Origin of the sequence: Pseudomonas sp. PIC25 (assembly GCF_002286785.1) — a bacterium.
Taxonomy (GTDB): Bacteria; Pseudomonadota; Gammaproteobacteria; order Pseudomonadales; family Pseudomonadaceae; genus Pseudomonas_M.
On sequence record NZ_MUJY01000122.1, the window covers coordinates 17,021 to 39,843 of the forward strand.

Annotated in this window: 19 protein-coding genes; 10 read left to right on the plus strand and 9 right to left on the minus strand. The window is 64.5% G+C overall.

Annotation, left to right across the window (positions count from 1 at the left end; genetic code table 11):
- Positions 1-7: 7 nt before the first annotated feature.
- The gene (gene tsaE, locus BZL41_RS14670) at positions 8-466 is read right to left on the minus strand and encodes a tRNA (adenosine(37)-N6)-threonylcarbamoyltransferase complex ATPase subunit type 1 TsaE (RefSeq protein ID WP_371916534.1); all 459 of its coding nucleotides are present in this window, start codon (positions 464-466) and stop codon (positions 8-10) included.
- Positions 463-1,962, minus strand: a complete 1,500-nt coding sequence (locus tag BZL41_RS14675) for an NAD(P)H-hydrate dehydratase (protein WP_095599977.1) — start codon at positions 1,960-1,962, stop codon at positions 463-465. The genes tsaE and BZL41_RS14675 overlap by 4 nt, the downstream gene beginning before the upstream one ends.
- A 77-nt stretch (positions 1,963-2,039) precedes the next feature.
- On the opposite strand from BZL41_RS14675, the gene queG reads away from it, so the two are divergent.
- Complete coding sequence (gene queG, locus BZL41_RS14680; RefSeq protein WP_095599978.1) at positions 2,040-3,104, plus strand: tRNA epoxyqueuosine(34) reductase QueG; 1,065 nt, start codon at positions 2,040-2,042, stop codon at positions 3,102-3,104.
- 5 nt (positions 3,105-3,109) lie between these two features.
- Here queG and orn read toward each other — a convergent pair whose 3' ends face one another.
- Together orn and BZL41_RS14690 are read right to left on the minus strand one after the other, a co-directional pair.
- Complete coding sequence (orn, locus tag BZL41_RS14685) at positions 3,110-3,652, minus strand: oligoribonuclease (RefSeq protein WP_095599979.1); 543 nt, start codon at positions 3,650-3,652, stop codon at positions 3,110-3,112.
- 28 nt (positions 3,653-3,680) lie between these two features.
- Positions 3,681-4,487, minus strand: a complete 807-nt coding sequence (locus BZL41_RS14690; RefSeq protein WP_095600035.1) for a class I SAM-dependent methyltransferase — start codon at positions 4,485-4,487, stop codon at positions 3,681-3,683.
- A 111-nt stretch (positions 4,488-4,598) separates the two neighbouring features.
- Between BZL41_RS14690 and rsgA the strand changes: the two genes are divergently transcribed.
- A complete protein-coding gene (rsgA, locus tag BZL41_RS14695) occupies positions 4,599-5,630 on the plus strand; it encodes a small ribosomal subunit biogenesis GTPase RsgA (RefSeq protein WP_095599980.1) in 1,032 nt (343 codons plus the stop codon).
- Positions 5,631-5,643: 13 nt separating this feature from the next.
- On the opposite strand, the gene motB is transcribed toward rsgA, so the two are convergent.
- Both motB and motA read right to left on the minus strand, forming a co-directional pair.
- Positions 5,644-6,678, minus strand: a complete 1,035-nt coding sequence (gene motB / locus BZL41_RS14700; protein ID WP_095599981.1) for a flagellar motor protein MotB — start codon at positions 6,676-6,678, stop codon at positions 5,644-5,646.
- A gap of 3 nt (positions 6,679-6,681) precedes the next feature.
- Positions 6,682-7,533 (minus strand): flagellar motor stator protein MotA, encoded by an 852-nt coding sequence (motA, locus tag BZL41_RS14705; protein ID WP_095599982.1) that lies wholly within the window; start codon positions 7,531-7,533, stop codon positions 6,682-6,684.
- 116 nt (positions 7,534-7,649) lie between these two features.
- On the opposite strand from motA, the gene BZL41_RS14710 reads away from it, so the two are divergent.
- From BZL41_RS14710 to BZL41_RS14735, 6 genes are all read left to right on the plus strand, one after another.
- Entirely contained in the window at positions 7,650-9,170 is a 1,521-nt protein-coding gene (locus BZL41_RS14710) for an HDOD domain-containing protein (RefSeq protein ID WP_095599983.1), read from the plus strand.
- A 66-nt stretch (positions 9,171-9,236) separates the two neighbouring features.
- Entirely contained in the window at positions 9,237-10,052 is an 816-nt protein-coding gene (gene rhdA / locus BZL41_RS14715; RefSeq protein WP_095599984.1) for a thiosulfate sulfurtransferase, read from the plus strand.
- Between the two features lie 9 nt (positions 10,053-10,061).
- Positions 10,062-10,931, plus strand: coding sequence for an archaetidylserine decarboxylase (asd, locus tag BZL41_RS14720; protein ID WP_168191005.1), 870 nt, complete (start codon positions 10,062-10,064; stop codon positions 10,929-10,931).
- Between the two features lie 51 nt (positions 10,932-10,982).
- Entirely contained in the window at positions 10,983-11,954 is a 972-nt protein-coding gene (locus tag BZL41_RS14725) for an HPP family protein (RefSeq protein ID WP_095599985.1), read from the plus strand.
- A gap of 173 nt (positions 11,955-12,127) precedes the next feature.
- Complete coding sequence (locus BZL41_RS14730) at positions 12,128-13,930, plus strand: molecular chaperone (RefSeq protein WP_095599986.1); 1,803 nt, start codon at positions 12,128-12,130, stop codon at positions 13,928-13,930.
- 58 nt (positions 13,931-13,988) lie between these two features.
- Positions 13,989-16,058, plus strand: coding sequence for an EAL domain-containing protein (locus tag BZL41_RS14735; protein ID WP_095599987.1), 2,070 nt, complete (start codon positions 13,989-13,991; stop codon positions 16,056-16,058).
- 76 nt (positions 16,059-16,134) lie between these two features.
- Here BZL41_RS14735 and serB read toward each other — a convergent pair whose 3' ends face one another.
- Positions 16,135-17,346: a phosphoserine phosphatase SerB gene (gene serB, locus BZL41_RS14740; protein ID WP_095599988.1), complete on the minus strand. Its 1,212-nt coding sequence runs from the start codon at positions 17,344-17,346 to the stop codon at positions 16,135-16,137.
- 205 nt (positions 17,347-17,551) lie between these two features.
- On the opposite strand from serB, the gene BZL41_RS14745 reads away from it, so the two are divergent.
- The gene (locus BZL41_RS14745; RefSeq protein ID WP_095599989.1) at positions 17,552-19,039 is read left to right on the plus strand and encodes an AhpA/YtjB family protein; all 1,488 of its coding nucleotides are present in this window, start codon (positions 17,552-17,554) and stop codon (positions 19,037-19,039) included.
- A 22-nt stretch (positions 19,040-19,061) separates the two neighbouring features.
- The gene (locus BZL41_RS14750; protein WP_095599990.1) at positions 19,062-19,610 is read left to right on the plus strand and encodes a metal-dependent hydrolase; all 549 of its coding nucleotides are present in this window, start codon (positions 19,062-19,064) and stop codon (positions 19,608-19,610) included.
- Positions 19,611-19,669: 59 nt separating this feature from the next.
- Here the strand turns inward: BZL41_RS14750 and BZL41_RS14755 are convergent, their stop codons facing one another.
- Complete coding sequence (locus tag BZL41_RS14755) at positions 19,670-20,389, minus strand: membrane integrity-associated transporter subunit PqiC (protein ID WP_095599991.1); 720 nt, start codon at positions 20,387-20,389, stop codon at positions 19,670-19,672.
- A gap of 166 nt (positions 20,390-20,555) precedes the next feature.
- The gene (gene parC, locus BZL41_RS14760) at positions 20,556-22,814 is read right to left on the minus strand and encodes a DNA topoisomerase IV subunit A (protein ID WP_095599992.1); all 2,259 of its coding nucleotides are present in this window, start codon (positions 22,812-22,814) and stop codon (positions 20,556-20,558) included.
- Between the last annotated feature and the right edge of the window lie 9 nt (positions 22,815-22,823).

The window sequence follows — 22,823 nt, forward strand, 5'->3', positions numbered from 1 at the left end:
ATGTTTTTCATGCTCCCATGGCCAATGCGGCACACCAGGCTTCGCCACGCGCACCTTGCGCTTCCAGGCGAAGCGAACGGCCACCCATTTGCGGACTAATGGTAATGTCCAGGTCGGCCTTTGGCAAAACGCCGGCACCCCGCTGGGGCCATTCAACCAGACACAGGGCGTCGCCCTCGAAATAGTCGCGAATCCCCAGGAACTCCAACTCTTCCGGATCGGCAAGACGATACAGGTCGAAGTGATAGACCCTCGCTTCACCGACTTCGTAAGGCTCGACCAGTGTGAACGTCGGGCTCTTGACCGCCCCCGCATGCCCCAGCCCGCGCAGGATGCCGCGCGACAGGGTGGTCTTGCCGGCACCGAGATCGCCATGCAGATAGATCACCCCGCGTCCGGCGGTGGCCTCGGCGATGCGTGCCCCGAGCTCGAGCATCGCCGCTTCGTCGGCAGCGAACAACGTCATTTCAGACACGGCGACTGCTCCTCCAGCAGTTGACGAACGGTAGCGATCAGATCACCCGCGGCCAGCCCCCGCCCCAGCGCACCCACCTGTTCGCCGGCAGCGGCGTGCAGCCAAACGGCCAGGCAGGCCGCTTCGAAAGCGGGCAGCCCCTGCGCCAGGAGCGCGCCGGTCAGGCCGGCCAGGACATCGCCGAGCCCGGCACTGGCCATGGCCGGATGGCCCCGGTCGCAGAGTGCCAGCCGCCCGTCCGGTGCCGCCACCAGACTGCCGGCGCCCTTGAGCACCACGACTGCCTGGTAGCGCGCCGCCAATGCCCTGGCCGCGGCGGGACGGTCCCCTTGGATAGCCTGGACGGATTGCCCCAGTAAACGGCTGGCCTCCCCCGGATGCGGCGTGATCACGCAACCTTCCGGCAAAGAGACAGCGCCAGCCGCCAACAGATTCAACGCATCGGCATCCCAGACCTGGGCCAGCCCGACGCCGGCCACCGCCGAAAGCAGGCTGCGCCCCCAGGCCATCTGCCCGAGGCCCGGCCCGACCACCAGCACATCCGCCCGCTCGACGAGGGGAAGCAACTGGTTCGCCGACGCCACGGCGACAGCCATCACTTCCGGACGACGCGCCAACACAGCAGGCACGTGCTCGGCACGGGTCGCCAGGGAGACCATGCCGGCACCGGTGCGCAAAGCGCTTTCGGCCGCCAGCAGAGCAGCACCGCCCATGCCCCGGTCGCCGCCAACCACCAGCAGATGGCCATATTGCCCCTTGTGAGCCGTACGTGGGCGCGGCGCCAGTCTAGGTAAGCTTGAAGAGGCCAGCCGAATCGCTTGCACCGGTGTCTGAGCGACGATTGTGGCGTCACCCTGCAGATCGTCGAACACCAGCTCGCCGACCAAGGCCGGCGCCTCGGCGGTGAACAAGCCAAGTTTCAGCCCGATGAAGGTCACCGTCAGGTCGGAGCGCACCGCAACACCCAGGACCCGTCCGGTATCCGCGCAAAGCCCGGAGGGAATATCCACCGCCAGCACCGGCGCCTCGCTGGCGTTCATCAGACGAATCGCCTGGGCATAGGGCTCACGTACATCGCCGCTCAGGCCGGTACCGAGCAAGGCATCCACCAGTACCCCGTGCAGGGCGGCGCATTCGCTCCACGCCTGGATGGGGACGCCAGCGGCGCGCGCCTCGGCATGGGCCAGAGCCGCATCACCGGACAGTTGTGCCGGATCGCCTACGGCCAACACCTGCACCTGCCAGCCGGCGCGCCGGGCCAATACCGCCACTAGGTAGCCATCACCCGCATTGTTGCCGCGCCCCGCCAGCACGGTCACGCAGCCAGCATCCGGCCAGCGCCGGCGTAACGCGCGCCAGGTGGCATGGGCTGCCCGCTGCATCAATTCGAAACCGGGCGTACCCGCGGCAATCAGCCGGGCATCCAAGTCGCGGACCTGGGCGGCGGTGTGCAATCTCGTGGGGAAATCGTCGTGAGGATGCGGCATAGGTCGGCAGGATTCGGCGGCAGCGGCGAGGTCTGGCAGAATTATACGCACCTCGGTCCCGCGTTTCCCTGTCCCGCATGTCTATCCCCCTCGATGATCTTGCCGCACTCGCACACTCCATCAAGGAGTGGGGGCGCGAGCTGGGCTTCCAGCAGGTCGGCATCGCGGGCGTCGATCTGGCCGAGCATGAAGCCCATCTGCAACGCTGGCTGGACGCCGGCTACCACGGCGAGATGGACTACATGGCGGCTCACGGCACCAAGCGTTCTCGCCCCGCCGAGCTGGTCCCGGGCACCCTGCGGGTGATTTCGCTGCGCATGGACTACCTGCCGGGCGACACCCTCATGGCGCAGCGGTTGGCCGAGCCGGAGAAGGCCTATGTCTCGCGCTACGCCCTCGGACGCGACTACCACAAGCTGATCCGCAAGCGCCTGCAGCAACTGGCCGAACGCATCCAGGCGGCCATCGGCCCGCTCGGCTACCGCGCCTTCGTCGACAGCGCCCCAGTGCTGGAAAAGGCCATCGCGGAACAGGCCGGGCTCGGCTGGATCGGCAAGAACACCCTGGTGCTCAACCGCAAGGCCGGCAGTTACTTCTTTCTCGGCGAGTTGTTCGTCGACGTGCCGCTACCCGTCGATGCACCCCACGGCAGCGAACACTGCGGGCGCTGCAGCGCCTGCCTGGACATCTGCCCGACCGCCGCCTTCGTCGGGCCCTACATGCTGGATGCGCGACGCTGCATTTCCTACCTGACCATCGAACTCAAGGGCAGCATTCCCGAAGCGCTGCGTCCACTGATCGGCAATCGGGTGTTCGGCTGCGACGATTGCCAGATCGTCTGTCCTTGGAACCGCTTCGCCCGCCCCAGCGCGCAAGGCGACTTCCAGCCACGCCACGGCCTGGACAACGTGGAGCTGGCCGCGTTGTTTCTGTGGAGCGAAGAGGAATTCCTTAGCCGCACCGAAGGCTCGCCGCTGCGCCGTGCCGGCTACGAACGCTGGCTACGCAACCTGGCCGTAGGGCTGGGCAACGCCCCAGCGACGATTCCGGTGATCGAAGCCCTGAAAGCCCGGCGCGAGCATCCGTCGGAACTGGTGCGAGAGCATGTGGAATGGGCGCTCGCCCGCCATGGCGAGCGCTGACGCGATCAGTACTTGATGAAGTGTTCGCGGTAGTGGCGGAGCTCCGCGATCGACTCGCGAATGTCGTCCAGTGCCAAGTGCACGCCGCCTTTCTTGAAGCTGTCGCGAACCTGCGGCGCCCAGCGGGCGGCCAACTCCTTGAGGGTGGAGACATCCAGGTTGCGGTAGTGGAAATAGGCTTCCAGCTTCGGCATCCGGCGATAGAGGAAGCGACGATCCTGGCAGATGCTGTTGCCACAGATCGGCGATTTACCCTTCGGTACCCACTTTTCCAGGAACTCCAGCGTCATCGCCTCGGCCTGCGCGGTATCGATGCGGCTCTCCCGCACGCGCTGGGTCAACCCGCTCTGCCCATGGGTCCGGGTATTCCACTCGTCCATGCCCGCGAGAATCTCGTCGCTCTGGTGGATGGCGATCACCGGTCCTTCGGCAAGCACATTCAGGTCGCTGTCGGTAACGATGGTGGCCATTTCGATGATGACGTCGCGATCGGGGTCGAGGCCGGTCATCTCGAGGTCGATCCAGATCAGGTTCTGCGGGTTCTGCATGGGGGTACTCCTCGGCTAGGTGCGCAGTTTAGCGGTTTTCTTCGAGGCCAGCAGGCACTGCGCCATCCATCCGCCAGACCAACAGGCGAGACTGCCGCCAGTCCTCCAGCGGGATTTCCTCCGAGGGCGCCACGCCGGGAACGGCGAACGAATTGCTGACCAGCAATGCCTCCGGTTGCATTTCCGCCTGCGCCTTGCGCCACAGCGCTGCCATCGGCGCCGGAGAGAGGAAGCAATAAACGACGTCGAAGACCGCCAGATCGATTTTCCACAAGCTCAGATAGCGCACCCGGCAGTTACCGAGCGGCAGACTGCGCAACCAGGCCACCAAGAAGACCAGCGGCGCTGTCTCGACACCGACGAAGTGTCCCTGGGGATACCGCTTCGCCAGACGGCACAGGGTCCCGGCCAACCCGCAACCGAGGTCGACGAAAGCGAACCCCGGCGCCTGCCCGGCGAGCAACTCGTCCAGCTTCCGCTCGCACGCCTTGCCGCTGAGATACAACGGTACCCGCTCGCCGAAGCTGTTCCAGTTCACCAGCAACAGGACGAGAAAACCCAGGAGATAAGCCCAGGGCGGCAACGCCGACGTTATCGCCAGCACCAGCCCCGGCACGAAGAGCAGATTGATCGGCAGCCACCAGCGCGACAGCCCCAACCAAACACCCAGCCCGGCAGCCAGCGCGCCCTGGGCCAGCGCCGCCTGCATCAGCGTGGGGCGCCAGCCGGACAGTCCGGACAGCAGTTGCAGAGAAGCGAACACCAGCGCCACGGCGACAAGCTGACAGAGCAACGCCAGCAAAGCCGGAAATCTGTTGCGCAGCCGCGCGATCATCATGGAGCCCTCGAATGGTTCGGCGCCAGTGTAGCCAAGCCGGGACCGCCGTCCGCAATGGCCCATGCTAAACTCGCTGCCGCTTTTTCGCTCACCTCACTCGGACGCCAAATGGCCAAACGCCACCTCAGTCGCCGGCAAAGCTGGCGCATCGAGAAAATCCAGGAAGAACGCGCCGCCCGCGCAGCCAAACGCGAATCGCGCGCCCTCGAAGAGCTGGAGGGCGGCGATCTCGGCCCCGAGCAGACCGGCCTGGTGATCGCCCATTTCGGCGTTCAGGTGGAAGTCGAGGCGCAAGAAGGCGATCAGGCCGGTCAGGTATTCCGCTGCCATCTGCGCGCCAACCTGCCGACCCTGGTGACCGGCGACCGCGTGGTCTGGCGCCCCGGCAACCAGGGCGACGGAGTGATCGTGGCGCAACTGCCACGTACCTCCGAGCTGTGCCGACCGGACATGCGCGGCCAGCTCAAGCCGGTGGCGGCCAACGTCGACCAGATCGTGGTCGTCTTCGCGCCGCGCCCCGAACCCCATGCCAATCTGATTGATCGTTACCTCATCGCCGCCGAACATGCGGGCATCAGCCCGCTGCTGCTGCTGAACAAGGCCGATCTGGTGGATGAGGAAAACGCCGCGTCGCTGGACGCGCTGCTGAATGTCTATCGCCAGCTCGACTATCCCCTGCTGGAAGTGTCCGCGCACCAGGGCGGCGGCATGGCCGATCTACAGACCAAGCTGGACGGGCACGTCAGCGTCTTCGTCGGGCAGTCCGGCGTGGGCAAGTCGTCGCTGGTGAACAGTCTGCTGCCGGGCATCGACACCCGTGTCGGCGCGCTCTCGGAAATCACCGGCAAGGGCACCCACACTACCACCACCGCCCGACTGTTCCACTTCCCCGGCGGCGGCGAGCTGATCGACTCCCCCGGCATTCGCGAATTCGGCCTTGGCCATGTCAGCCGCGATGACGTCGAGGCAGGCTTCATCGAATTCCGCGACCTACTCGGCACCTGTCGCTTCCGCGACTGCAAGCACGACCGCGAACCCGGCTGCGCTCTGCTCAAGGCGGTGGAAGAGGGCCGCGTCCAACCGCAACGCATGGCCAGCTATCGGCACATCATCGCCAGCCTGCCGGAGCCCGAATACTGATCGAGCTTCAGCGTTACTGCCCCTCGACCTGCTCGAACTTGAGCACGCCATCCTCGAAGATATTCAGCTTCTGACGCAGCTCGCGCGGCTGCATTGGCCCATCGGGAGCGGTCGATGCCGGGGATTCCACACCCGCACCGGCATCGGCCGGCGGCTTCGCCTCCTGGCGTTCCTGACCGCTGTCCTGCTCCCCTTCGATCTCCCGCTGGGCGCGCTTGGTGAGCACGATGATGTCGATACGTCGGTTGACCGGATTCAGCGGGTTTTCACGATCGAACAGGGCCGACGAAGCATAGCCCACCACCCGCGCCACCTGCTCTTCCGGGTAGCCGCCGGCGACCAGCGCCCGCCGCGCTGCGTTGGCGCGGCTGGATGACAGTTCCCAGTTGCCAAAGTCACCTCGGCCGGCGAACGGCTTGGCATCGGTGTGTCCGCTGATGCTGATCTTGTTCGGCACCGCCTTGATGGTCTCGGCCATGGCCAGCAGGATGTCTTCGAAATAGGGTTGCAGTTCGGCACTGCCAAGGGCGAACATCGGCCGGTTCTCGGCATCCATGATCTGGATGCGCAGCCCGTCCTGGGTGATTTCGAACAGAATCTGATCCTTGAAGCGCTGCAACTCGGGGTTCTGCTCGACTTTGTTCTGCAGCTCCTGCAACAACAGTTCGAGCCGCTCGTGCTCGATCTGCTCGGCCATGCTTTCGACCTGATCAGGGCTCACTTGCACCGCTTCCTTGTCTACCTTGGACTCGTCCACCAGGGAGTCCTGCATCTCCGGGTTCAACGTCTTGTCCGGCGCAGGGGTCGGCGTGCCTCCGAGGTCGATGGCGTAGGGGCTGGCGCTTTCAGAGAAACCGATAGGGTCCTGGAAGTAACCGGAAATGGCTTTTTTCTGCTCTGGCGTTGCCGATGACATCAGCCACATCACCAAGAAGAAAGCCATCATCGCCGTGGCAAAGTCGGCGAATGCAATCTTCCAGGCGCCACCATGATGACCGGCAGCACTCTTCTTGACCCGTTTGACGATGATCGGCTGGTTGTTATCCATGGCTTAACGACCGCGAACAGCCTGCTCCAGCTCGGCAAAGGTCGGGCGGTGCGCGGGGAAAAGCACCTTGCGACCGAACTCCACCGCAAGCGACGGTGGCATTCCGGAAGCCGAAGCCACCAGCGTGGCCTTGACCGCTTCGAACAGGTTCAGCTCTTCCTTGGCATCATGTTCCAGCGCCGCGGCGAGCGGGCCGAAGAAGCCATAGGAGGCGAGAATACCGAGGAAGGTACCGACTAATGCCGCACCCACCTTGTAACCGATGGTTGCGTTGTCCGCCTCAGCCAGGATCGACATGGTGATCACAATACCCAACACCGCCGCCACGATCCCCATCGCCGGCAGGCCGTCGGCAATCCGGGAAACGGCATGGGACGGATGCTCCAGCTCCTCCTTCAGGCTGGCCAGCTCCATGTCGAACAGGCCTTCCAATTCATGTGGTGCCATGTTCCCGGAAGACATGATGCGCAGGTAGTCGCAGATATAGGCCGTCAGCCGCTCATCCTTCATTACGGCCGGATACTTGCTGAATATGGGACTGGCGTTCGGGTCTTCGATGTCCGCTTCGATGGCCATCATCCCTTCACGACGGCTCTTGTTGAGAATCTCGTAGAGCATGCTCAGTACCTCCAGATAGAAGGTATGCGTGAAGCGCGTGCTGAACATCTTCAGCGATTTCTTGAACACCAGCATGGTGGTACTACCAGGGTTGGCCTGGAGGAAACCGCCGAGCGCCGCACCACCGATAATCAACACCTCGAAGGGGTGAATGAGCGCGCCGATCTTGCCGCCGGAAAGCACGAATCCGCCGAGCACGCTGGCGAAGACGACGATAATGCCGATGATTTTTGCCATAGAGGATTGCTAGTGAGAGCCAGAAGGAAGGGTTTTAAAAATGACCCTTCTAATTATCGGAACTTATGCGCCAGACTATAGGCTGATCGGACGAAAAGCCAGTTGGCCCCCTCTACATGACGCCTCAGTCCCTACCGCGCAACCTCGAAGCCTGGGTCAAATACCTGGATGCGGTACGCCTGCCGATTGCCGAAGAGAACCATGCACAGGTGCTGAGAGCGCTCGGCGACAGCCGTCGCTCGCTACGCGATATCGCCGACCTGCTGCAGGGCACGCCGGCCATGGCACTGATCGTTCTGCGTGAAGCCAACAGCCATGGCAGCCAGCTCGGCGAGCCTGCGGAAAGCCTGGAAGTCGCCCTCACCCGCCTAGGGCTGAAACGCGCCGAAACATTGCTACAGCGACTTCCGCCTCTTCCCCGCAAGGACATTCCGCTCGCCCTGCGCCAATTGCAATTAATTAGCCAGCACGCCACGCAGCAGGCCAACGGACTGTTCGCAGCACGACTGGCGCGACTCTGGCAGGAGATTCATTGGGGCAGCCTGCTGTTTCTCGCACCGCTCTGGCCATTGGCGGCCGCCCAGCCACATCTGCTCGAAACCTGGGAGCAGCGTGTCATGGCCAAGGGCGAACCGGCCAGCAAGGTGGAACGCGACCTGTTCGGCACGGCGCTGCTGCCGCTGTGCCTGGCACTGGCCGAACGCTGGCGGCTGCCGGACTGGATCATCCAGGGCTACCGCCTGCTGGCCAATGATCACCGACTGCTGGTCAAGGCCCTGCACATCGCCCGCGACAACGAACACCCCCTGCAACAGCAGCACCGGCTCGACGACGATCCGCCGCTACGGCGCTGGCTGACCCAGCCAGCCAACACCATCCTGCTGGCCAACGGCCTCGCACTGTCCGCCCATCAGGCCTGGGATAGTCCGCACCTGCTGCGCTGGCAACGCCTGGCGGGGCTCTACTTACAGCTGCCACTGGGCGACGTGCAGCAAGCGATCCACCAGCAGGCGGCGCAAAGCGCACGGCAGCACGCCGAACAGGGACTCTGGCATCCCGCCGAGGCCCTGCTCTGGCCTTGGAGCACCCGACGCCTCAGTCCCCGCCCCACAACCGCACCAACGCCCAAATCCGACGCCCTGGGCGCATGGCGCAAGCAATGCGCATTGTTGCTCCAGGAGCCAACGCCCTTCGCCAACGTGCCGCAACTCACCGCCTGCGCCGGCGCTGCACTGGAAGCCTGCGGCCTGAAGCGGATCATGCTGCTGCTCGCCGACCGCCAGCACAGCCGCCTGCAGGCCCAGTTCATCGCCGGCCTGCCTCGGCAGGCACTCGGCCTGTCCCTGGATCCGGCACAGAGCCAGGTCCTGCGCCGCTTGCTCGCCGAGCCGGGGCAACTGCGCCTGACTCCAGACAATAGCGCGCAGTTCTCCGCGATGCTGCCCGGCAATCTCAAGTCCCTGTTTTCCGGCGATCAATTGCTGCTGCGTTCGCTGGCGAACAATGGGCGCGTCGTGATGCTGCTGGTCGCCGATCAGAGCGGCGCCCCTTTCGCCGACGTCACCCTGCAGGCCTTCACCAAGACCGCGCAGTGCATCGAGCGTGCCCTAGGCGCCTTCGCCCGACGCAGCCGCTGACAGCCACGACTGCATCCGCGGCGCTTTCCGTTACAATCCCACCCTCTTTGACTTCCGGAGGCCCGAATGTCCGCCTTCTCATCCTTGCCGCTGGTTATCGAGCCAGCCGATCTGGCTGCACGCCTCCAGGCGCCGGAGCTGATCCTGGTGGACCTGACCAGCCCGGCCCGCTATGCCGAAGGGCATATCCCCAGAGCCCGTTTCGTCGACCCCAAGCGCACCCAACTGGGCCAACCACCGGCGCCCGGCCTGCTGCCACCGCAAGCGCAACTGGAAACCCTGTTCGGAGAACTGGGCCATCGCCCGGATGCGGTCTACGTGGTCTATGACGACGAAGGCGGCGGCTGGGCAGGGCGTTTCATCTGGTTGCTCGACGTGATCGGCCACGGTCGCTACCACTACCTCAATGGCGGGCTGCACGCCTGGCTCGCCGACGGCCGCGAACTGTCCCGCGAAGTCCCGGCGCCAGTCGGCGGCCCGCTGCCGCTGACCCTGCATGACGCGCCCACCGCCACCCGTGAGTACCTGCAAAGCCGCCTCGGCGCCCACGACCTGGCGGTCTGGGATGCGCGCGCTCCCGGCGAATACCGGGGTGAGAAGGTTCTCGCGGCAAAAGGCGGCCACGTGCCCGGCGCGATCAACTTCGAGTGGACCGCCGGCATGGACCCGAGCCGGGCCCTGCGTATCCGCGATGACATCGCCGACGTGCTGAACGCCCTGGGCATTACCGCGGACAAAGAAATCATCACCCACTGCCAGACCCACCACCGCTCCGGCTTCACCTATCTGGTGGCCAAGGCGCTCGGTTATCCGCGCGTGAAAGGCTACGCCGGCTCCTGGTCGGAGTGGGGCAACCATCCCGACACCCCGGTCGAGGTCTAAGGAATCGCCATGTCCATCAAAGATCGCCTGTTCATCCTCAGCCAGTACCTGCTGCCACATCACCTGGTGTCGCGCCTGGCCGGCTGCCTCGCCGAATGCCGCGTCCCATGGATCAAGAACCCCTTCATCAAGTGGTTCGCCCGGCATTTCGACGTCGACATGAGCCAAGCCCTGGTCGAAGACCTCACCGCCTACGAGCACTTCAACGCCTTCTTCACCCGAGCCCTGAAGAGCGACGCGCGCCCGCTCGACCCGACGCCCAACGCCATTCTCTGCCCCACCGACGGTGCCATGAGCCAGCTCGGCCCGATCGAGAGCGGCCGCATCTTCCAGGCCAAGGGCCACAACTTCAGCGTGCTCGAACTGCTGGGCGGCGACGCCGAACGCGCCGCGCCCTTCATGGGCGGCGACTTCGCCACCATCTACCTGTCGCCGCGGGACTACCACCGCGTGCACATGCCGCTCGCCGGCACCCTGCGCGAGATGATCTACGTGCCGGGACGCATCTTCTCGGTGAACACCGTCACCGCGCAGAACGTGCCGGAGCTGTTCGCCCGCAACGAACGGGTGGTCTGCCTGTTCGATACCGAGCGCGGGCCGATGGCGATGGTGCTGGTGGGCGCCATGATCGTCGCCAGCATCGAGACGGTCTGGGCCGGCCTGGTGACGCCGCCCAAGCGCGAACTCAAGACCTTCCGCTACGACGAAGCCGCTCGCGCGCCGATCCATCTGGAAAAAGGCGCAGAAATGGGCCGTTTCAAACTGGGCTCCACGGTGATCCTGCTGTTCGGCCCCGAACAGGTTCGCTGGACCGAAAGCCTCGCCGCCCTGAGCCCTGTCCGCATGGGCGAATGCCTGGGCCAGGCCCGCTCCGCCTGAGCCGTCGGGCGGCCCCGGCCGTCCGGCGAACGAATCCGCAAGCACTCGACGATGACCGTACTCGCCACTTTCTGGGCGCGCCTGCTGCATGTGTTCGGCTGGCGCGCCAACGCCACCAGCCACCTAGAAAAAACCCTGTCGGCCCTGGGTGCCTTTTGCGGCATCGGGCTGATCTATGCCGTCACCCATTGGCTGTTGCCCAGCGAAGCCGCGCTCTGGGTCGTCGCCTCCATGGGCGCCAGTGCCGTCCTGCTGTTCGCCGTACCCCACGGCGTACTGTCGCAGCCTTGGGCGGTGCTCGGCGGGCAATGCCTTTCCGCCGTGATTGGCGTGGCCTGCGCCCGCTGGCTCCCGGACAGCCCGCTGGCACCGGCCCTGGCCGTGGCACTGTCGATCCTGGCCATGCATTACACCCGCTGCATCCACCCACCGGGCGGAGCCACTGCCCTGACCGCCGTGGTCGGTGGGCCGGCGATCCATGACCTCGGCTTCAGCTTCGTTCTCCTGCCGGTGCTGATGAACGTCAGCGTGATTCTGCTCGCCGCCTTCCTCTTCAACAGCCTGTTCCCCTGGCGCCGCTACCCGGTGGCACTGGCGCGCCTGCCCGAGCCGCCGAAAGCGCCATCCGGCATGGCACCGGAAGACTTCTACCACGCCCTGCGCCAGGTCGATTCCTACATCGATATCCAATTCGACGACCTCTTGGAAATCATGCAACTGGCCGAACAGCACGCCCGCGCGCAACGCCTCGAAGCGGACGACATCCTGCTCGGCGCCTGCTACAGCAATGCTCTGCCAGGCGCCGGCTGGGCCGTGCGCCAGGTGATCGATGACGCACCGAAGCAGCGTGGCCGGCGCGATTTGGTTATCTACAAAGTGGTGGCGGGCGCCGGCCAGGGCAACACCGGCGTCTGCCGTCGCCTGGACATGGCCAATTGGGCCGCCCATGCCGTGGCCACGGAAGGTAAGGGCTGGATTCGGGTCAGCCCGGAAGAATCCGCCCAACGCGCCGCACAAAGCTAAGGTGGTCGGAACGGGAACGTATCAGGAGGAGTCGAAAAAGCAGGCCGCAGACAGCGGCAAGATGCCACAAGGCCACTATCAAATGGCTGCGAGTCAAGTGTGATGCTGCTAGAGTTTCGGAAATCCTTTTAGACAGCGGTCACACACTGAGGCCGAGGAGTGTCCAAATCTACATGGATAAACAGAGCCCTCACCTGCTGCTACGCGTCCCCACTCCCACCCAGCCGAGCCTGTCTTTCTGCGACGCAACGCCTCGCGACCTGAAACGCTGGCTGGACGGGCTGCCGAAGGCCAATATCGGGGAAACCGCCCGCCAGCTCTACCAGGGGCTGGTCGAACTCAATCAGTTGGTGACGCCGAGCACCAACAGACTGCAGTTGTTGGAACTGTTACGTCCCGAGGTGCACTTCGTCTGCCAGCACCTGGAACGGCACTTTCTCAACCAGGCCATCGTGCTGGACGACCGCCCGCGCAAGGTCGCCAACCTCTGCCAGGCCCTGCAGAACCACCTGGCGCTCGGCTACAAGCTGATCATTTCCCGTGTGGTTCAGCGCTTCACCCGCGAACGTGCCCAATTGCTCACCATCGCCCTGCAACGCGCCGGCCATAGCCTGTGCGGCCCGCTGGTGCGCTCCAACCAGTTGTATTGCCCGGTGCCGGAAGGCCTCTGGCTGGAATTGCACCAGATCTACCAGATCGCCCGCAGTCACGATCTGCACCGGCTGGTGGTGCGCGATCCGCTGACTCGCCACACCCAGGGACTGAGCGTCGAACAGACCTACCTCATCGCCCTGTTGCTGGGCTGCGCCCGCTGCAACCAGATGCGTCAACAAGGCATCGCCCGGCTGGCCGACATGCTGGAGACTTGGTGCACCCTGGCACGCCTGCAAAGCCCCGACACCCCCACGAGCCTGTTCCTCGTCGCTCCCCAGGTGGACGGGCCGCCGCGCTACCGGTCGCTATTCCAGAACGAACCCCGCGACAACCTGCTCGGCATGAACCCGGAACCGCTGGTCGATGCCATCAAAGAGTATCTGCTGCTCGCTCCCGAGGATCGCCCCAAGGCACGGCTTCAGGTACCTGAAGGGTTCAGCCTGGACCTGCTACAGCACCTCAGCTCGGCCTGGGGCGACATTTCCGAACGCACCTTCCAGCGCAATCCCGGCCAGGGCACGCTGACGCTGTGCATCGGTATGTCTGCCCTGCATTACTTCCTGGCCGGCCGCCGGCCTTTCGCCGATGTGCTCAAACAGGAAGCCCAGCCGGTGCAATTCAAGCCGGTCACCGGTGGCCCGGACGTTTGGAGCAAGGCCTTCGATGCCCAGCCGCAGACCCAATGGGAGGCCGGCCTGCCGCTGGAGGAAATCGAGTACAAGGTGGAAAAACCCGGCACCGCCACTGTGTCGAGCGCCAGCCAGGAGGAGAACCATCCCACCTACGAATTGCCCATCGTCAATCACAGCCCCGGCGGCTATTGCCTGGCATGGCCCAAGGAAGTGCCGGGCCAGTTGCAAGCCGGCGAGCTGCTCGGCGTCCAGGACACCCCGGGCCAGGATTGGAGTGTCGCCGTGGTGCGCTGGATCAGGCAGGTACGCGGCGGCGGCACGCAGATGGGGATCGAGCTGATAGCCCCCCAGGCTCAGCCCTGTGGCCTGCAACTGGTACGCAAGACCGAACAGAGCAGCCAATACCTACGCGCTCTGTTGCTGCCGGAAATCAGCGCGATTTCCCGCCCATCGACGCTGATTACGCCGCGTCTGCCATTCCAGGAAGGCAGTAAGGTCATGATCAACCTGCACGGCGACGAACGCCGCGCCGTACTCAGCCAACGGCAGACCAGCACCGGCAGTTTCAGCCAGTTCGAATACCGGGAAGTCGACCGCTCCCTCACAGAACGAGGGACGCCCGTCACAGCCCAAGGAACCCAGGCGAGCAGTGGCGAGGAAGACTTTGACTCACTTTGGAAGTCACTGTAGATTGCCGGCACACCTGATTTTGTCGCTTTTTCGCGCCCGGTTCGGCGCGGTCTGACTTATGGCCATCGAAAAAAAAACCATTCGACTGTTGCTTCTGGAAGACTCGCAGAACGAGGCCGAGCGCCTCGTCAGTCTGTTCCGTAACGCCGGCCACGCTACCCGCGTCCACCGCCTGACCTCCAGCGAGGATCTCAGCGAAGCCCTGCAACAGAGCTGGGACCTGCTGATCGCCGCACCCAGCAGCGAGAATCTCGACCCCACCGAAGCGATCCACACCATTCGCCGCCTGTCCAAGGACATCCCCTTCATCCAACTGGTGGCGGGCAACGATTCCGACGACATCACCGAAGCGCTCGCCATGGGCGCCCAGGATGCCCTGCCGCAAGGCGAAGACGAACGTCTGGTGATGGTCGCCAACCGCGAGCTGGCCAACCTGGAAGAGCGCCGTGCCCGACGCATGGCCGAAGTGGCCCTGCGCGAGGCGGAAAAACGCTGCCAGTTGCTGCTGGAAAGCTCCGTGGACGCGATCGCCTACGTCCACGACGGCATGCACATCTACACCAACCGCGCCTACCTGGAGCTGTTCGGCTACGAAGACGCCGACGAGCTGGAAGGCATGCCGCTGATCGACCTGATCGCCAGCTGCGACCAGGGCAACTTCAAGGAATTCCTGAAGAACTACCGCAGCGCCGAGGGTAATGCCGAGCTGAACTGCTCCGGCATCCGCTCCGATGGCCAGGGCTTCCAGGCGAACATGACGTTCTCGCCGGCCACCTACGACGGCGAACCCTGCATCCAGCTCGTCATCCGCACCGAAAGCGGTAACGCCGAACTGGAAGAAAAGCTGCGCGAAATCAGCAGCCAGGACCTGGTGACCGGCCTGTTCAACCGCAACCACTTCCTCGAATTGATGGATGCCGCCGCCGAGCGCGCGGTGAATGCCGGTCAGCCGGCGAGCCTGGGCTACATCCGGGTCGACCGCTACGCCGCCATACTGGCCGACATCGGCATCGCCGGCATCGACCTGCTGCTGACCGACCTGGCCAACCTGCTGCGCGCCCACTTCGCCGGCGACGCCCAACTGGCCCGCTTCGGCGATGACGTCTTCACCGTGCTACAGCCCGGTATGACACCCGAACAGGCCGCTCCCGGCCTTTCCAGCCTGTTGAAGAAAGTGGAGGCCCATCTGTTCGACGCGGGCGGCCGGACTGTCCAGACCACCCTGACGATCGGCGCCGCCGGGCTCAACGAGAAAACCGCCAAGGCCCAGGAAGTCATCGATCGCGCGCACCGCTGCGCCGACGAACTGGCCGACGGCAACGCCCTGAAGCTGTTCAACCCGGCCGACGAACTGGCCGCCGCGGCCAACCGCGGCAACGTCGTCGCCATGGTCCAGCAGGCGCTGGAGAACAACAGCTTCCGCCTGCTGTTCCAGCCGATCATCAGCCTGCGCGGCGACACTCACGAGCACTACGAAGTGCTGCTGCGTCTGCTCAATCCGCAAGGCGAAGAGGTCCCCCCGAACGACTTCCTGAACGCCGCCAAGGAATCCGGGCTGGCCGAGAAGATCGACCGCTGGGTCGTGCTCAACTCGGTCAAGCTGCTCGCCGAACACCGCGCCAAAGGCCACAGCACCCGACTGTTCGTGCATCTCTCCAGCGCCAGCCTGCAGGACCAGACACTCCTACCGTGGCTCAGCGTGGCGCTCAAAGCTGCCCGTCTGCCCTCGGACGCGCTGGTGCTGCAATTCAGCGAGCCGGATGCCATTGCCTACCTCAAGCAGGCCAAGGCCCTCACCCAGGGGCTGGCCGAGCTGCATTGCAAGGTCGCTCTGAGCCAGTTCGGCTGCGCCCTGAACCCGTTCAACACGTTGAAGCACCTGAACGTCGACTTCGTGAAGATCGACGGTTCCTTCTCCCAGGACCTGTCCAAGCCGGAGAACCAGGAAGCGCTCAAGACCCTGCTGACCAGCCTGCATGCCCAGGCCAAGCTGACCATCGTTCCCTTCGTCGAGAGCGCCAGCGTACTGGCCACCCTCTGGCAAGCCGGGGTCAACTATATCCAGGGCTACTATTTGCAAGGCCCCAGCCAGTCGATGGACTACGACTTCTCGGCTGGGGAGGAATAAAGGAGCAGCCGCAAGAGAATCAGGGTGAGGCCGCTGCTCTTTCTTGTGGCTTGCCGCTCTAAGCTGACCGCTGCCTTTATTCCGTTTCCCGGTCGCGGAAGCCCAGCAGATAGAGAATGCCATCCAGCCCCAGGGTGGAAATCGCCTGCTTGGCCGACTGCTTCACCAGCGGCTTGGCGCGGAAGGCGACGCCGAGACCGGCCAAACCCAGCATCGGCAGGTCGTTGGCGCCATCGCCGACAGCAATGGTCTGTTCCAGACGCAACCCTTCCTTTTCCGCCAACTGAGTCAGCAAGTCCGCCTTGCGCTGGGCATCGACGATGGGCTCAACAGCCACGCCAGTCACTTTGCCATCGACGATCTCCAGCTCGTTGGCATAGACGTAGTCGATTCCCAGCCTGGCCTGGAGCTGGCGAGCGAAATAAGTGAAGCCACCGGACAGGATCGCCGTCTTGTAGCCCAAGCGCTTGAGTTCGACGAACAGCGTTTCGGCGCCCTCGGTCAGACGCAAGGATGCACCGACCTCAGCCAGCACGCTTTCCGGAAGCCCTTTGAGCAATGCCAGGCGCTCCTTGAAGCTGGCGCGAAAGTCCAGCTCGCCGCGCATCGCCCGCTCGGTGATTTCCGCTACCTTCTCGCCCACCCCGGCCGCCTTGGCCAGCTCGTCGATCACCTCGGCCTCGATCAATGTGGAATCCATATCGAATACCGCCAGGCGGCGGTTGCGACGGAATACGCTGTCGCGCTGGAAGGCGATGTCTACGTCCAGCTCCTGGGCCACGCTGAGGAACTCAGCGCGCAATGCCCCCGGATCGACCGGCTCGCCGCGCACGGAAAACTCGATGCAACCCTTGCCCTGGTCGGCCGGCATATCCAGCGGCATACGCCCCGACAGACGGTCGATGTGGTCAATGTTCAAACCGTACTTGGCGGTGATCGAGCTGACCCGCTGCAGTTGCTCGGCCGTGACCTTGCGGGTCAGCAGCGTGACGATGTGGCGGGGCTTGCCCTGGCCACTCACCCATTGCTGATAGTCGGCTTCGGAAACCGGTGTGAAGCGCACCTGCTGGTCCAGCTTGTAGGCGGTGAACAGCACATCCTTGAGCACCGTGGACGCCTGCTCGGTATGAGGAATCTCGATGAGGATACCGAACGACAAGGTGTCGTGAATCACCGCCTGGCCGATGTCGAGGATGTTCACGCCACCCTGTGCGAGCACGCCGGTGATGGCGGCCGTCAGACCGGGACGGTCGCCACCGGTGATATTGATCAGGACGATTTCGCGCAAGAGGACCTCCCAAGGCGGCGGAGCGACAAAAAAGGCGCCTATTCTAGCCAGTTTTACGGCCGTGGAACGTGCCGGTCGCTCGCAGAGTCAACGGTCTGCGCATTTCATGCGCCGATCACGTCCAATGCGGCCAGCCCGACGCTTTGCCCACTGGAGGGCGGTGGTTATACTGCGCGGCAAATCCCTTCGAGAAGAGCCGAGCTCTGTGAACCGGCCCGCGCCCGTCAAGCCCGACAATTTTTTCCTGTTGATCTTCCACGCCCTGCGCCAGCGCCGAGTGCCCATCGCCCTGCGCATCGCCAGCCACAGCCTGCTGCTGGTTGCTCTGGCCCTGCTCATCTACGCCTGGGTCATGGGCATGCAGTTCAAGCAGGCCATGCAGCATCAGGCGGACGCCCTGGGCCAGAGCCTGATCACCCAGACCGCCAGTTCCGCCACCGAACTGCTGGTGTCCAACGACATCCTCAGCCTCAACGTACTGCTCAACAATCTGGTGAAGAACCCGTTGGTGGCCCACGCGGCGATCTACAGCGTGGACAACCGCATCCTCGCCGAAGCCGGTGCGCGTCCCAGCAAAGGGCTGCTGGGCGAGGCCGAAGGGCTCTACTCGACCCCCATCACGTTCCAGGAAGTGATCGCCGGGCACCTGCGCATCAGCCTGGACATGCAGCAATTCCAACAACCGATGACCATCAGCCTGCAAAGCATGGGACTGCTCAGCCTCATCCTGCTGGCCCTTACCCTCTCGCTCAGCCTGCGCCTCGGCCGACACATCTCCACCCCACTGCTGCAACTGCGCTTGTGGCTGCGCGACCCCGACGATCCGGCCCCGGGTGCCGGGCGCCAGGATGAAATCGGCGACCTCGCTCGCCAATTACAAGCACGACTGGTTCCGGAAAAACCGGAGCCAGCCGTGGAACACGACTACGTCGAAGAAGAGGAACGCCTCTTCGAAGAAGACGACGTGCCGTTGTTCGACGAACACGACGACCGCCCGATGGACTTGGCCGACGACGAGCCGCTCCCTGTGCGAAGCCACCTCGAAGCCGAGGACAGCGACGAAGACCCCTTTGCAGACCTGCGCCCGCAGGACGAGGCGCCTGTGCCGATCCACGAAGAACCGGTGAAAAGCGCTGTACTCGCCATCCAACTGGGTGCCCAGGAGCAATTGCGCCGCCTGCCGCGGGCCCGTCTGGTGGACTTGCTGGAACGCTACCGCGGCTGCCTGGATCAAGCCGCGTCGCTTTACCAGGGCGAACTGCACACCCTGAACGACGGCAGCAGCCTGATGCTGTTCCACAGTCTGGACAGCGGCGAAGACTACCTGACCCACGCACTCTGCTGTGGGGAACTGATGCGCGCCCTCGGCCATGCCCTGCAAATCGAAGTCGCCGACAGCGGCATCACCCTGCAACTGCAACTGGGCCTGACCCAGGGCGAGGATCTGGTCGATCTCAGCCAGGGCGACCTGTTGCTCAGCGAAACCGCCCAGAATGCCCTGGCGCTGTCCCAGCACAGCCGCAACCTGTTGCTGGTCGAGCGCAGCGTCAGCGAAGACCTGCTCGTCCGCGAGCGGGCGCGCATCCGAGCCATCGCCAGCCCGGAAGGCGCCAGTTGCGTCGAGCGCCTGCTGGAGCCCTATCCTTCGCTGCTGGAACGGCAGCTTGCGCTGATGCATGAGAGCCACCCTTGATCCCACGCCAAGGAACGGCCGCATGACTACGCTGATCACCCATCCGATACCCATCCTGGCCCTCGGTGCCGCGCTCGGCAGCCGGGTCGTTTCTCCGCGGCTGGTGCTGGCCGGGATGCTTTTCGCCTGCCTGCCGGATGCCGATGTCCTGGCCTTCAAGTTCGGCATCGCCTATGCCGACGCCTTTGGTCATCGTGGCTTTAGCCATTCACTGCTGTTCGCGGCTCTTTGCGGCATTTTCGCTGCGCTCTGTTGCCGCTGGCTCGACAGCGGACCGCTCAAGGCGGGACTGTGGATAACCCTGGCCACCGCCTCCCATGGCCTGCTCGATGCCCTGACTAACGGAGGGCTCGGCGTGGCCTGGCTATGGCCCTGGAGCGACCAGCGCTACTTCCTGCCCTGGCGCCCCATCGAGGTATCGCCGTTCCTCTCCGGCTTCTTCAGCCCGCGCGGGTTGTCCGTCCTGCTCTCGGAAGCACGCTGGATCTGGCTGCCTTCATTGGCGATCGCAACGACTGGCCTGGCGATGCGCTTGGCCTTGAGGCGACGCGCGACGGCGGCGGCAGGCTGATCGCATCCCAGAGAGAGGGAAACAAAAAGCCCGCTTGATCGAAGCGGGCTTTTGATTAATCAGAAACGGTAGATTTCCACGTCCTGCCGGACCGGCGACGGTATGGGAATCTGCGGCTTTGCCGGCTCGACCTTTTTCGGCGTGCGGGTCGCCGCATTCTTGCGCGCCTCTTCGGCCGCTGCCGCCTCGGCTTCGGCTGCCGCCAGCGGTTGAATGGCGGAAGCAAGCTGCTCAGCAAGACGCTGCAGTACCAGACTCTGGGCCTTCACCTGATCCGCAGGCGCGCCCTGGTGCGGCTCCTCCAGGCGAACCAGACGGGTGTCACGCAGTTGTCCACGCTTGTCCAGCAGGCGCCACTGCGCCTCCAGCACGGCAGGCTGCTTCGGACCGGAGTCCAGCCGGGTAATGGAAAGCTGCACCTGCACCTCGGGCGTGAAGCCCGGCGCGGCGGGAGCCATGGCCAGCCGCTGGCTGTCCAGGCGGCCGGCGAGCTGACGCAGCAGCAGTTGATCGATATCGTTCGGCAGGTTGCCGGCCCAGCGGGCACGCCTGGCCGCAGTCAGACTCCCATCGGCCTGGCGTTGCAGCAGCAGATCGCAGTTCAGATAGTCGGCGACCTCCACCGGCCCCAGCAGCACGGCCGGACCGGTCTTCTGCTCGGGAACGCGGGGGTTGCCGCTGTCCAGTTGATAAAGCGGTACCGGTTGAAAAGCGGTACAGCCGGTCAGGCCAATCAGTCCGGCCAGCAATACACCATGAGCAAAACGCACCACACTCATCCTCTCAGCCGTCGGCTGCCGGAGGGCAGCCCAGTAGAAATCCAGCTCCCTGTTGGGGCACGACCGTCGTCGGCCTACCCCATGCGGGCGCGTATCATCCCCTAAACCGCCCGACGACTCCAGCCTGAAACGCCGGCCGGAGGCCATGCCAGACGTTCGGCAGGGTTCAACCCGCGGTTTCCACCTGCAGCCCATCGACCCGCTGGAAGCCACGCGGCAGCTTGTTGCCACGGCGTCCGCGCTCGCCTTTGTAATGCTCCAGATCATCCGATTTGAGCGACAACGTGCGTTTGCCCGCTTGCAGCACCAGGGTGGCGCCAGCCGGCAACACCGCCAGATCGGACAGATACTCTTCGCGACTCGCCACCCGATCACCCGGAATTCCGATGATCTTGTTGCCCTTGCCCTTGGCCAGCTGCGGCAGGTCGGAGACCTTGAACAATAGCAGACGGCCCTCAGTGGTCACGGCCGCCAGCCAATCTTCCTCGATATTCCCGACCGGCTGCGGCGGGACCACCTTAGCCCCCGCCGGCAGGCTGAGCAGGGTCTTCCCGGCCTTGTTCTTGGCCTGCAGGTCCTCGCCCTTGACGACGAAGCCGTAGCCGGCATCCGAGGCGATCACGTACAGCGCCTCGTCCTCGGGCAGCAGAACACATTCAAAACTTGCGCCAGGTGGCGGTGCCAGCCGTCCGGTCAGCGGCTCACCCTGCCCCCGCGCCGATGGCAACGAATGGGCGGCGAGCGAATAGCTGCGACCGGACGAATCGATGAATACCGCGAACTGGTTGGAGCGACCCGGTGCGGCCGCCTTGAAGCCGTCGCCGGCCTTGTAGGAAAGTCCGGTCGCATCGATGTCGTGGCCCTTGGCGCAACGCACCCAGCCCTTCTCCGACAGCACCACGGTGACCGGCTCGGTGGGCATCAGCTCGGTTTCCGACAGGGCACGCGCCTCCGCACGCTCGACCAGCGGCGAACGACGGGCGTCGCCGTACGTCTCGGCGTCTTCGATCAGCTCCTTACGCACCAGCTTGCGCAGCTTGGTCTCGCTGCCGAGCAGCGCCAGAAGATTGTCGCGCTCCTTGGCCAACTCGTCCTGCTCGCCGCGAATCTTCATTTCTTCCAGCCGGGCCAGTTGGCGCAGACGGGTGTCGAGGATGTAGTCGGCCTGCACGTCAGTGAGGCCGAAACGCTCCATCAGCACCGGCTTGGGCTGGTCCTCGGTGCGGATGATGCGGATCACTTCGTCGATGTTGAGGAACGCGATCAGCAAGCCTTCCAACAGGTGCAGGCGTTTCTCCACCTTGTCCAGGCGGAATTGCAGGCGACGGCGCACCGTCCCGATGCGGAAGGTCAGCCACTCGCCCAGCAGCATGCGCAGGTTCTTCACCTGCGGCTTGCCATCGAGGCCAATGATATTGATGTTGACCCGGTAGCTGGACTCCAGGTCGGTGGTGGCGAAGAGGTGCTGCATCAGCTCCTCGGCATTGACCCGGTTGGAGCGCGGGATGATCACGATGCGCGTCGGGTTCTCGTGGTCCGATTCGTCACGCAGATCGGCGACCATCGGCAGCTTCTTCGCCTGCATTTGTCCAGCGATCTGCTCCAGCACCTTGGCGCCGGAAATCTGGTGCGGCAACGCCGTGATGACAATATCGCCATCCTCGACGCGGTACACCGCGCGCATGCGTACCGAGCCGCGGCCGGCCTCGTAGAGTTTCAGCAGTTCGGCGCGCGGCGTGACGATTTCCGCCTCGGTGGGAAAATCCGGGCCGGGCATATGCTCGCAGAGCTGCTCCACGCTGGCGTTCGGCTCGTCGAGCAGACGGATGCACGCGGCAGCCACTTCACGCAGGTTGTGCGGCGGCACGTCGGTGGCCATGCCCACGGCGATCCCGGTGGTGCCGTTGAGCAGCAGGTTGGGCAGGCGTGCCGGCAGCACCGCAGGCTCGTTCAGGGTGCCGTCGAAGTTGGGAATCCAGTCCGCCGTGCCCTGCCCCAGTTCGCTGAGCAGCACTTCCGAATAGCGCGACAGGCGTGCCTCGGTATAGCGCATGGCGGCGAAGGACTTGGGATCGTCCGGCGCACCCCAGTTACCCTGGCCATCGATCAGCGGATAGCGGTAGCTGAACGGCTGAGCCATCAGCACCATCGCTTCGTAGCAAGCGCTGTCGCCGTGCGGATGGAACTTGCCGAGCACGTCACCGACGGTACGCGCTGATTTCTTGTGCTTAGCGTCAGCATCCAGCCCCAGTTCGCTCATCGCATAGACGATGCGCCGCTGAACCGGCTTCAGGCCGTCGCCGATGTGCGGCAGGGCGCGGTCCATGATCACGTACATGGAATAGTTGAGATAGGCCTGCTCGGTGAAGTCGGCGAGGGAGCGGCGCTCCACGCCTTCCAGGCTCAGGTCGAGGGATTCGCTCATCTGCGTCCT